The organism is Synechococcus sp. Cruz CV12-2-Slac-r, assembly GCF_024346075.1.
Classification (GTDB): Bacteria; Cyanobacteriota; Cyanobacteriia; order PCC-6307; family Cyanobiaceae; genus Synechococcus_D.
The window spans coordinates 1-10,249 of sequence record NZ_JAGQEK010000055.1 but is presented as its reverse complement, the minus strand read 5'-3'; the positions used below and the strand labels follow the sequence as shown (position 1 = coordinate 10,249).

General features: G+C 51.9%; 9 protein-coding genes and 2 pseudogenes. 3 read left to right on the top strand and 8 right to left on the bottom strand.

Annotated features, from left to right (window positions below; all coding sequences use genetic code 11):
• Positions 1–874: pseudogene (locus tag KB557_RS06050) on the bottom strand (NAD-dependent DNA ligase LigA); the annotation flags it as partial.
• A 13-nt stretch (positions 875–887) separates the two neighbouring features.
• Positions 888–1,313, bottom strand: a complete 426-nt coding sequence (locus KB557_RS06045) for a hypothetical protein (protein ID WP_255132298.1) — start codon at positions 1,311–1,313, stop codon at positions 888–890.
• 76 nt (positions 1,314–1,389) lie between these two features.
• Here KB557_RS06045 and KB557_RS06040 point away from each other — a divergent pair, with 76 nt between their 5' ends.
• From KB557_RS06040 to KB557_RS06030, 3 genes are all read left to right on the top strand, one after another.
• Positions 1,390–1,932, top strand: coding sequence for a SprT family zinc-dependent metalloprotease (locus tag KB557_RS06040; RefSeq protein WP_315856201.1), 543 nt, complete (start codon positions 1,390–1,392; stop codon positions 1,930–1,932).
• Between the two features lie 125 nt (positions 1,933–2,057).
• Positions 2,058–2,336, top strand: coding sequence for a hypothetical protein (locus KB557_RS06035; RefSeq protein ID WP_255132296.1), 279 nt, complete (start codon positions 2,058–2,060; stop codon positions 2,334–2,336).
• A 50-nt stretch (positions 2,337–2,386) separates the two neighbouring features.
• The gene (locus KB557_RS06030; protein ID WP_255132294.1) at positions 2,387–2,899 is read left to right on the top strand and encodes a DUF1269 domain-containing protein; all 513 of its coding nucleotides are present in this window, start codon (positions 2,387–2,389) and stop codon (positions 2,897–2,899) included.
• On the opposite strand, the gene KB557_RS06025 is transcribed toward KB557_RS06030, so the two are convergent.
• The 6 genes and pseudogenes from KB557_RS06025 to dnaB all read right to left on the bottom strand — a co-directional run.
• Complete coding sequence (locus KB557_RS06025; protein ID WP_255132292.1) at positions 2,886–5,000, bottom strand: PhoX family phosphatase; 2,115 nt, start codon at positions 4,998–5,000, stop codon at positions 2,886–2,888. The two genes, KB557_RS06030 and KB557_RS06025, sit on opposite strands and share 14 nt — an antisense overlap.
• A 27-nt stretch (positions 5,001–5,027) precedes the next feature.
• On the bottom strand, positions 5,028–5,513 hold the full coding sequence (locus KB557_RS06020) for a hypothetical protein (RefSeq protein WP_255132290.1): 486 nt from the start codon (positions 5,511–5,513) through the stop codon (positions 5,028–5,030).
• A 3-nt stretch (positions 5,514–5,516) separates the two neighbouring features.
• Positions 5,517–6,134, bottom strand: a complete 618-nt coding sequence (locus KB557_RS06015; protein ID WP_255132288.1) for a chorismate lyase — start codon at positions 6,132–6,134, stop codon at positions 5,517–5,519.
• A 1-nt stretch (position 6,135) separates the two neighbouring features.
• A complete protein-coding gene (locus KB557_RS06010) occupies positions 6,136–6,795 on the bottom strand; it encodes a hypothetical protein (RefSeq protein WP_255132286.1) in 660 nt (219 codons plus the stop codon).
• 79 nt (positions 6,796–6,874) lie between these two features.
• Positions 6,875–8,848, bottom strand: a complete 1,974-nt coding sequence (gene mnmG / locus KB557_RS06005; protein WP_255132300.1) for a tRNA uridine-5-carboxymethylaminomethyl(34) synthesis enzyme MnmG — start codon at positions 8,846–8,848, stop codon at positions 6,875–6,877.
• Positions 8,849–9,009: 161 nt separating this feature from the next.
• Positions 9,010–10,249 (bottom strand): annotated as a pseudogene (gene dnaB / locus KB557_RS06000) (replicative DNA helicase); the annotation flags it as partial.

Here is a 10,249-nt window from a genome sequence, read left to right as displayed (position 1 = left end):
CCACCCCATCGGTGGCATAGGCGAGTTGCTGGCGCTTCAACTCCCAATCGCTACAAAATTGCTCAGCCCCTTGCAAATTGGCGAGTAGGGCGGTGTTTGGATTCACCTTGAAGCCGGCTTTTTTTAGCCACTGCAGTGCTTCCCATTGGCTGCTGGGGTTATCACTGCCGTTTGGTAGGTGCAGGGTGTAGGCAAAGAAATCCAGTTTCCGTGCGGCTACAACCTGGGGATTTAATTGCCGCAAGGTGCCGGCGCAGGCATTGCGGGGGTTGGCAAATAGGGCTTCATTGCGGGCAGCTCTCTCGGCATTGATTGCAGCAAAAGTTTTATCTGGGATAAAAGCTTCTCCACGCACTTCCACCCAAGCCGGTGGATTTTCCAGGTGAAGCTTGAGCGGCACGCTTTGAATCGTGCGGCCATTGGGGGTGATGTCTTCTCCGCTTTCGCCATCGCCGCGGGTGGCGGCACGCACTAATACCCCCGCTTCGTAGCTAAGGGCTAGAGCATTGCCATCAATCTTCAGTTCCCCCACCAGCGCTAATTCAGTGCTGGGTTCAAGTTCGAGCACCCGCAACAATTTGGCGTACCAGCTGGTTAATTCAGCTGCGTTGAAGGCGTTATCAAGGCTCAGCAGGCCAATGCGATGGGCCACGCTTTGGAAGCCCGCAGCTGGTGCACCCCCCACCCGTTGGCTTGGGCTATCGGCGCTAATTAATTCAGGATGGGCCTGCTCCAGTTCGAGTAATTCGCGATAAAGCTGGTCGTATACGGCATCTTCTAGTGCCGGTGCATCCAGCACGTAGTAGGCATGGGCAGCAGCGATCAACAAACGCCGCAACTCTTCTGCCCGTGCTGCAACAGAAGTGGGTGCCATAAGTGAACCTTGTTTAGGAATCCAAACGGTTGATCCGCTCCACCCGCCAGTTATCTTCTATTTTCACAAAAATAAAATCCAATGGCAGTTCTTCTTTGCCATCACTTTTTAATTTCACTGTGAGCATGATCTGGCCTTCTTGAATTCTGGGGCGCCCTGATTTCAAGTTGCGATATTTATTTAGTTGTAGCCCAGCTAAAAAGCGGATGAACTGCTGCCGGTTCACATGCTGCCTATAGCTCTTGGTAGTGAGCAAGTAGGCGGCATCAACCCGCCCTGAGGCAATCTGATTGAAAAATTGCTTCAGTAGTGGATTGATACCACGGGCGCTAATTACAAGTTTTACGGCACTAACGGTCCAATAAAGAAGTAAAGCGCCGGCACCCGCTAATAGCAGCTTGCTGCTAACAGCGCGAACAACAACCCAATCAAGATCCATCGGTGGCAGCCCGTGATCGCTTAAGTCTGAAGGACGGCGTTCCGTTGCGTTGTTTTAGTTAAGGCGTCAAAATCAAATGATGCCCCTGGAACCATTGCTGCCACTGTTCCATCGCTTGGATCGTCAATATTTTGATAGCGCCTTGGGGCAGCTTGCTAACCCAGCATTGCAACTGCGTTGGAGCGATGGCCGCCTCAGCCGTAGCGCTGGTTTATATCGCTTTGGGCCACATCTGAGTGAAATTGTGCTTTCGCAGCCGCTGCTGGTGCCCCTGCCGCCAGAGGCCACCTTGAGCACCCTTTGCCACGAAATGATCCATGCCTGGGTAGATCGGATTCTGCTTTTAAAAGAGGTGCATGGTCCCCAATTTCGGGCCCGCATGGCTTCGATTAATAGCGTTGAAAAAAACTTTCAGGTGAGTTTGCGCCACAGCTATCCGATGCCATTGCAAGCCGCTGCTTGGTGGGCCTGTTGCGGCCATTGCGGTAAAAAAATTGCCTATCGCCGCCGCCGTAAAGGTTTGGCCTGTCGCAATTGTTGTGAGCTTCATAACGCTGGCGTTTGGGATGCGCGTTTTGCCCTTAACTTCAGCCCTAATCACGAAGCTTCGAGCGGGTGAACAAGGTGGCTGAATTTTTAGGTGGAATATTGATCAGCGGCTGGGTAATTAGTGCTGTTGGCTTATGGCGGGAAAGCCAGCTGCGCAGCAGCAGCCTTAAGCTGTAAATACGGCCTTGATGCTTGATGGCAGATCGTTTTTTTGATGCAGGTTTAGAGGAACGCCTTGAGGGCTGGCTTGATCGCGGCCGTGAATTTGTTGATGGCGTTGCGGCTGCTCGGCCCAGCTCGCGCCGCCAAATTAAGAGGCCATTAGATGCAATTTCGCGCCGCACCCCAGTTCAAGAAAGTTGGTTAGAGGAAAGCTGGCCCGCAGACGAAAGCTTCACCACCCCCCATTGGCAGCGCACTGAAGTTAAGCCGGTTCGTCCGATGCCGCGTTCCTACAGACGCCGTAACAATTAGTTGGCTCTTTACCTCATGCTGCTACTAATTAAGCAGCATTAATCACTTCCATGAGTCAGTTAATTGTTCTTGGTTTCGATAGCGTTACAGAAGCCCAAGATGTGCGTAAAGAGCTGGTGGCTTTGCAGCAAGACCACTTGATCTCACTTGATGATGCGGTAGTGGTGGAATGCAACAGCGAAGGCAAGGTGGAATTACATCAAGCCCTTAATCTCACCACCGCTGGTGCTGTGAGCGGTGGTTTTTGGGGCAGTTTGGTGGGTTTAATTTTCCTTAACCCCATCCTTGGAGCTGCTGTTGGTGCGGGGGTTGGTGCTGCTTCTGGTGCCCTTACAGATCTAGGCATTAATGATGGTTTCTTGCGTGAGGTGGGGGATACCCTGCGGCCCAACAGTGCAGCACTTTGCTTAATGGTGAAAGAAGCCACAGCGGATCGCGTGATTGAAAAGTTGCGCAGCCATGCCCCTAATGCCCATCTGCTGCAAACCAATCTCAGCCATACAGATGAAGCCCACCTGCAGGAGATGCTCAATCAGGCCACCAAAAGCCTTAGTAAGGGCTAAGTAAAGCCCTGCCATCGCTGCGGCGAATTACCACCACCCCAGGCCGGGGCCATGAGGCACTGCTGCCATCAGGCCAATTTGAACCGAGGGGCACCCAACGCAGCTGCTGGAATGATTTTCCTGCATTGTTTTGCAACTCAAAGCCACGAGCTTCTTTTGCTCCCTGCTCCCGGCGGCCGTGCAGTTCGCCGGGATGCTGCACCGCAAGTAAAAGGCTGCGTCCATCAGCGCTAGGGGTGGGGCCTGTGAGTTCGCATTCCATCGGCCCAATTGCAAAGCAAAAAGCTTGGCCGATTTGAGGCCCACTGGTGGGCAACACCCAGCAGGCGTTATTACCGAATTCACCACCATTGCGGTAGTCGTTTTGTTCTTTGGTGCCGATATCGGTAACCATCCAAAGGGCACCGCTGGGATCAAAGGCGAGATTATCCGGGTTGGCAAACCCCAAACCTCCTTCTTGAGGTTTACCGCCACTTGCCACCATGCTCCAATTGAATTTGCCGTTGCCGCTTTCCCGTAGCCGCATTATCCAGCCTTCATTCCAGGGGGTTTGCCCCTTAGGCCCTTTAAAAATCGTTTGATCTGGCACCCCTTCATCGCCGGGTAAGCCAGAGGTGAATGCAATTAATAAATCGCCATTGCGAGGATCGATCTCGATATCTTCCGGGCGGGCGGTGCCGGTAATACCAGCAGCATTAGCAGCAAAGTGAGCATCGATCAAAATCGCGCCCTGTTCGCTATATAAATCAGCAAGGTTGCGAAACTGCTTGCGATAAGCATTGATATCTGCTGCAGTTTTAAATAGTTCTGCCCCCCCTTTACTGCGATCGGAATTTGGTAATAACACCGGTGCTGCGATTGGTGCTACTGGGGTAGTTGGTAAAAGGGCCCGCCATTCACCACTGCCATCGCTATTAAATACGGCGCCATGGAGCACTCCTGCGCTGAACAACTCGCTATTAGCTGGATCTTTGCGGTTTTGAACCACTCCTTGGCTTACAAATTTATAAAGGTGGCCGCCGCGGCGATCACAACCTGAATACACCTCTAGAGGTTTACCGGCATCTGCCCTAATTGCTACCGCTTCATGGCGAAAGCGACCAAGGGCTGTGTGTTTTGTGCCCGGATCTTGGGGGTTAGCTGGATCCAGCTCCACCATCCAACCGTATTTGTTGCCCGCTAAGCCAAAGGGATTGCCAAGTCCATTCAAGGCCTGTTCGGTGCATTGAAATGGTTTAGAGGCAGGGGGGAAGGAGCTGCCATCTGCGTAAACGGCTTCTGGCACCTGGGATTGGAAATTTTCCTCAGCGCTTAATACGGTGCCCCAAGGGGTGCTGCCGCCAGCGCAGTTGCCAAAGCTGCCAATGATTGCTGCTCCGAGGCCATCGTTGTAACCCTGCCTGTTAGCGCTATTAAAAACTGCAACTGCAGGGCCGGTGCTACGTAAAAGTTGGCTTGGATCTTTCAAGCCCGAAAGACCGGTAATGCGGCGATCTTGGGGGCCAGGGTTGCGGCGCCAACCGCCATTAGCTAAACGTTGCAGCCGAATTACGCCAAGCCCTTGATCGCTTAATGCTTCTGCTGCTAGTTGTTCGATTTCAAGCCGTAAAGGCGCTTCTTTTGGCAGTGAATAAGCATCAATCTTGCCGCCATAGGGGAGAAGGCCAGCCTGCACGCTGCTGTAAGGCAGATTTTTGCCAACCACCTCCTTAAAGGCTTGGCGCCAAGGGAGTGGGCTTACATATTCAAAATTCACCGTGAGCAGGGCTTGCTCAGGTGTTAAAGGAATAAGGGCTAGGTAGTCGTTGTTGTAGCCAAACCTTGCTTCGCCAACGGGATCCCCCCAGCTAACGAGTAGTTCCTGGTTGTAACCCTTAGGGATTTCAAGGCGATCTTCTATCTGAACAAACTTATATTGCTGCGTTTGGGCAGTGGCATCAAGGCCATCTACAGGTAAAGGTATGGGGAGACGCAGAGATTTAAACGGTAAAAGTTGCTGTTGCAAAGAGTTAATTGCTTTGGCAACCGCCGGTTGAACTACAGCAAGGCCTGCAATGCTGCCGCTAAGTAAAAGTAAGAATCGGCGCCTAGCTAAATCCACAAATAGTTTATTTGTAACTACACAAAGCTATCTTGAATTTCCTGCAGCTACCGTTTCACGCCCTGCCACTTGGAAGGAGCTACCAATAACTTGTAAACGTTGATTTACAGCTGGAACTAAATGCACAGGTAAATCCTCAGCCATTTGAGCTGGGGAGGCATCTACAGAAGGAGAGCCTTCTTCTAGGGCAGAAAGCAGATCAGCCCACTGCAAGATGAGTTGTTGTTCGTCCATTAGTTGTAAACCTTTTTCTAAAAGCAGTTCGGAGCAGCGTTGCTGATTCCAGAGGATTGAGCGATTGGCATTTTGCTCAGGGCGGCGAAAGGCATAGCCCCCATCGAGGGCTGCAGCATTAGGCATGCCATCGGAATCGCGCATGCCGGCTTCGCCGAGCAATTTGCCGCAAAATACTGCTGAAATGCCGAATAATCGGCCAAGATCAGTGAGGGTTATCCAGGATTGATTGGGATCCAATTGGAATTCCCGTAGTGCGTCTATCCTGGCGAAGAGCAAGAATTAAGCAATCTGATCAGCCGCTTTAGCAGCATCCCCACACATGTTTAACAAACGTTGATAATTTTTTTCGGTGCAGGCTGATCCCAAAAAGCGTTCCAGGGCAGGCGAAAACACCTCTTGGATCACAGTAAGAGTGGCTCCTTGCCTAAAGAAACGATAATGGCGGCTCCAGAAGGGTCCGCTGCTTTTAAAGCGTTTCTGCAACCAAGGGGCATTCACCAGGGCTAACCCGTCAACTTCGCGAAATAGTTCAGTGCGATTGCTAGTGAGGCTGCGCCAGATCGGCTGATGGCGTTCCCTCAGATTTTGCTCCGCTTTTGATTGGTTCCACCAGCTTTCAGCCCAGGCCAGGGTTTCACCGCCGCAGATCAGCCACACTTGGCGCCGCAGTAACGGGGTTTCGAGCTCCTCCACCTGCTTCGGCTGCAGCCACCCTTCAGGTTCAGCAGCCATTGCCGCCACTTCCACCTCCACCACAGCGCCCGTGAGTAGTTGTAGATGGCGAGTGGGGCTCCCATCTCCTAAAAGCAGCAATTGCCAGGGCCCATTAAGTAGTTCCCCCTCAAGATTTTCTGCCTGCCAGAGCACCTGGGGAGAAGGCTCTATCCGTTCTGCCATGTCAACGGCTGCTTAAGCTCAAAACACGCACTATTCCTTGGCGAATGATCTGGGCTTGATCATTTGCCACGCTTTGCAGTTGCCAGCCACTACTACCGATATTTTCGCCAACAGCTGCTGTTACGGAACCGGTGGTGGTATTAAAAATTGCAGTGCCGCCGCGGCCTGGCACCTGCACCACCCCCAGCAATTCAGGCATTGGCACTGATGCTGGGTTTGTGATTGGGCTAATGACTTGATTGGGGGTTGGCGGTGGAGCCTGCGCAGCAGGTGTATTTGCTGGGATAGGCACTCGAATTGGTGCAGGGGCTTCAAACCAGCTGGATTCCGCTGCTGAAAGTTGAGGTTCAGGAGGTGGCAATTGATTCAGGCTTGGATTTGGCGGGCTGATGGGTCCTAGTTGCCGCAGGCGTTCAAGCACCAGCAATTGGCGTTCTTGATTCAAATCCTGGCGGGCTTGCATCCAGCTGCGCCAAAGCAGAATTGAAAACATACCCGCAACGGCAGCAGCCAGGCTGAACCCCACCACCAAGGCGATTGGGGTGGTGAGTTTCCAGCGCGTTAGAGAAGGGTTTTGCTTTTGCTTTTCACCAAGTGCTGTTGCCGTAAGGGTTTTTGAGCGCGCAGCTGAGCCCTCCAGCGGTTCAAATACCCTGTCCATGATCTGTTCGGCGCGCAATTCCCAGTAGGAACGATTACGGCGTAGTTGATCAAGCTGGCGCAGGTTATTGGTCAGAGGGCTACCTCGAGCGCTCCAAACTATCGATCCTTTCGGCTTCTGGCGAGTGGGCTGCTTTGAAGTTTTGTTTTTTTACTTGCCGTTCCTGCAATTCCAAATGCAACAACAGCGCAGTGATATCAGCAGCGCTCACCCCTGGGATACGGGCTGCTTGGCCAAGGCTTAGCGGTTGCACCACTTTTAGTTTTTCGCGCGCTTCACTTGAAAGGGTATTGATTGATTCATAGGCCATGGTTTCGGGAATCAGCCGTTTGCCTTGTTGTTGTACCCGTTCGATTTGTTGTTCTTGCCGGGCTAGATAACCGCTGTATTTCACATCAATTTCCGCCCCTTCCTGCACTGCAGCCGGCAGATTTTCAGCAGCTAAGCCATGGCGAACTAAATCAGCGCTATGGAATCCAGGGCGGCGCAGTAAATCGGCAAGGGTGATCGAGCCGCGAATTGGAATGCCGCTTTCAGCAACTACCGCTTCTGCCGCTGGATCATTTAGCCGTAGCCGTTGTTGCTCTAAACGCTTAATTTCAGCTGTTATCGCAACTTGTTTTTGTTCGAATAATTGCCAGCGACGGTTATCGATCAAACCCAACTCCCTGCCCAGGGGCGTGAGGCGCCGATCGGCATTATCACCCCGCAATATCAAGCGATATTCACTGCGGCTAGTGAGTACCCGATAGGGCTCGCGCAGATCTTTATTGATCAAATCATCAACCATCGTGCCGATATAACTTCCCTCCCTTGGGAAATGCACCGCTGGCTTTTGCCTCAGCATTCGTGAGGCATTGAGCCCCGCAACAAGGCCTTGGGCAGCCGCTTCCTCGTAGCCGGTGGTGCCATTCAATTGGCCTGCAGAGAAAAGCCCCACCACTCGCTTGGTTTCCAACGATGGTTTTAGTTGGGTGGCGGGGAGATAGTCGTAATCAACGGCGTAGGCCGGCCGCAACATCACGCATTGCTCAAGGCCCGGCAGGGTGCGTAGCAATTCAAGTTGCAACCGCTCTGGTAGCCCGGTGGAAAACCCTTGCACATAGATCTCTGGCGTATCGCGGCCTTCTGGTTCAAGGAAGATCTGGTGGCTTTCTTTATCGGCAAAACGCACGATTTTATCTTCAATCGAGGGGCAATAACGGGGCCCTTTGCTATCGATAAAGCCGCCATAGATAGGCGTTAGATGCAGGTTGTTTTTGATTAATTGATGGGTGGCTGCAGTGGTGCGGGTGATGTGGCAACTGATCTGCTCGCCGCTTACCCAGGCAGTGGGATCAAATGAAAAAAAGCGATCAGCCGCATCACTTGGTTGTTCCTCAAGCCCAGAAAAATCAATACTGCGGCGATCCACCCGGGCCGGGGTGCCGGTTTTAAGCCTTCCCATTTCAAAGCCCATTTTTATCAACGCTTCGCTGAGGCCAACAGCTGCTTGTTCGCCGGCTCTACCTGCAGCCATTGATTGATTACCCACCCAGATCTGGCCACCAAGGAAGGTGCCTGCGGTGAGGATCACTGCCTCGGCGCCATAGGTGCTGCCGAAATAGGTGTTAATCCCTTTGATCCGTGCGTTTACGCCTGGATTGCCTGCAATTTCGAGGCCTGTCACCATCGCCTCGCGCAGGGCCAGATTTGGGGTGTTTTGCAGCAACTGCTGCATCTGGCGGGTGTATTGGCGTTTATCCGTTTGAGCGCGCAGGGCCCATACCGCAGGGCCGCGGCTGGCATTAAGCACCCGTTTTTGCAATGCGGTGGCATCAGCAAGGCGGCCGATCACCCCACCAAGGGCATCCACTTCATGCACCAGCTGGCTTTTGGCGGGTCCGCCAACGGCTGGATTGCAGGGCTGCCAGGCGATGCGATCCAGGTTGAGCGTAAAAAGGGCTGTATTAATTCCAAGCCGAGCAGCGGTGAGGGCTGCCTCACAACCGGCATGGCCGCCACCAACCACAATTAGCTCGAAGCTTTCAGTTGGTGCAGGGGAGAGGGCCATATGTTTAATTATGCCTTCATCCTTCATGTCTTTATCGTTCAGCTCAGGCAGGCAGTTATGGGAGCCTTGCTAGCGGGGCTTTGGTTTGCAGGCTATATATTCTACTTCAATAAATGCATCATTATTTAGAACTTAAATATTTTGATATTGTTTTAAGTATTTTAGCGACCGCTCGGTGCTGCAAGATTACGGAAGCGGGTGAATTGGGGCTCGAATAATAATTTCGCAGTACCCACTGGGCCATTGCGATGTTTGGTGATAATTATTTCAGTGATACCTCGATCTGGTGTATCTGGGTTGTAATACTCATCCCTGTAAATCATCATCACAATATCGGCATCCTGCTCGATTGAGCCCGATTCCCGCAGATCGCTAAGCATTGGCCTTTTATTGGTGCGCGCTTCTACGCCGCGGCTCAACTGGGATAGGGCAATCACTGGCACGTTTAATTCCCGTGCCATTCCTTTTAAGCCCCTTGTTATTCTTGATATTTCTTGTACTCGATTTTCTGATCCCGAACCTTCCATTAGTTGCAAGTAATCAATCACAATTAAGCCCAATTCTCGGCCGTGCTCTGCCATTAACCGCCGGCAAAGCGAACGCATTTCTAATACGCTTGAATTCGGTTTGTCGTCTATAAATAAAGGCAATCTGCCGAGATTGCTGATGCCCTGCCCCAGCAGGGGCCATTCATCTTGATGAAGCCTGCCGGTGCGCAGCCGCCCGCTTTCGATACCCACCTCCATAGACAACAATCTGTAGGTGAGTTGTTCTTTACTCATCTCCAAGCTGAATACACAAACCGGTAAGTTGTGCAATTGAGCTACATTTTTTGCCATATTTAAAACAATCGATGTTTTACCCATGGCAGGGCGGCCAGCAACAATAATTAAATCTGCCCGCTGTAAACCTTGAGTCATGGCATCAAGGTCGTAGAAATTCACCGGAATACCGGCTACCGCAGTACCAAGGGAACGGGTTTCAATTTCTTCAAAAGTGCGGGTGAGAATTTCAGCGGTGGGGGTAAGACCAATGCTTGGTTTCGCTTGGCTGATGGCAAATATTTCTTGTTCCGCCTCATCCAGCACTTGATCCATCGGCTTGCTTTGATCAAACCCCAAGCGGATTACTTGATTACCTGAACGAATAAGTTGGCGCCGCAAATATTTATCCATCACTAATTTCGCCACCTCATCGATCGAGGCGGTGCTCAGGGTGCGCTCTACCAATTCGCTTAAACGACTGCTACCGCCTACTTTTTCCAATTGGCCAGTATCTGCAAGCCAAGCCCCCATCGCTGTGAGGTCGGTGGGTTTGCCTTGGCTATGAAGCATCAAGGCGGTGCGTTAGATCTCCATATGTTCTGCTATATAGTAAGATTGTGGTTTATTGAAATATTGT

What these genes read in the sequence shown, in the direction of transcription:
- KB557_RS06040 (WP_315856201.1), top strand. Translation starts at nt 1,390, where the DNA reads ATGATGCCCCTGGAACCATTGCTGCCACTGTTCCATCGCTTGGATCGT.
- KB557_RS06045 (WP_255132298.1), bottom strand. Translation starts at nt 1,313, where the DNA reads ATGGATCTTGATTGGGTTGTTGTTCGCGCTGTTAGCAGCAAGCTGCTA.
- KB557_RS06035 (WP_255132296.1), top strand. Translation starts at nt 2,058, where the DNA reads ATGGCAGATCGTTTTTTTGATGCAGGTTTAGAGGAACGCCTTGAGGGC.
- mnmG (WP_255132300.1), bottom strand. Translation starts at nt 8,848, where the DNA reads ATGGCCCTCTCCCCTGCACCAACTGAAAGCTTCGAGCTAATTGTGGTT.
- KB557_RS06015 (WP_255132288.1), bottom strand. Translation starts at nt 6,134, where the DNA reads ATGGCAGAACGGATAGAGCCTTCTCCCCAGGTGCTCTGGCAGGCAGAA.
- KB557_RS06030 (WP_255132294.1), top strand. Translation starts at nt 2,387, where the DNA reads ATGAGTCAGTTAATTGTTCTTGGTTTCGATAGCGTTACAGAAGCCCAA.
- KB557_RS06010 (WP_255132286.1), bottom strand. Translation starts at nt 6,795, where the DNA reads ATGGACAGGGTATTTGAACCGCTGGAGGGCTCAGCTGCGCGCTCAAAA.